Origin of the sequence: Pseudomonas sp. SH10-3B (assembly GCF_019891415.1) — a bacterium.
GTDB lineage: Bacteria > Pseudomonadota > Gammaproteobacteria > Pseudomonadales > Pseudomonadaceae > Aquipseudomonas.
In genome coordinates this window covers 1-293 of record NZ_JAFLXD010000152.1, presented here as the reverse complement: position 1 = coordinate 293, position 293 = coordinate 1, and the positions used below count along the sequence as shown (strand labels likewise).

Below are 293 nucleotides of genomic sequence, written 5' to 3'. Positions count from 1 at the left end.
ATTTGGTGCCCAGGAGAAGACTCGAACTTCCACGACCTTGCGATCACCAGCACCTGAAGCTGGCGTGTCTACCAATTTCACCACCTGGGCATTATCAAGCAACGTTGCCGCTGTTGATGGGGCGAACTATACGGCGGGCGTTTTAATCTGTAAACCCCTGATTCGAAAAATATAAATCAATTTTCTCGTTAAAAATCAGAAGCCTGAAACGAAAAAACCCGCTTTCGCGGGTTTGATCTGAATTTGGTGCCCAGGAGAAGACTCGAACTTCCACGACCTTGCGATCACCAGCA

The 293-nt window shown here is 48.1% G+C and carries 1 tRNA gene; it reads right to left on the bottom strand.

Annotation, left to right across the window (positions count from 1 at the left end):
- Positions 1 to 3: 3 nt before the first annotated feature.
- Positions 4 to 90, bottom strand: a tRNA-Leu gene (locus J1G35_RS30760).
- Positions 91 to 293: the final 203 nt, after the last annotated feature.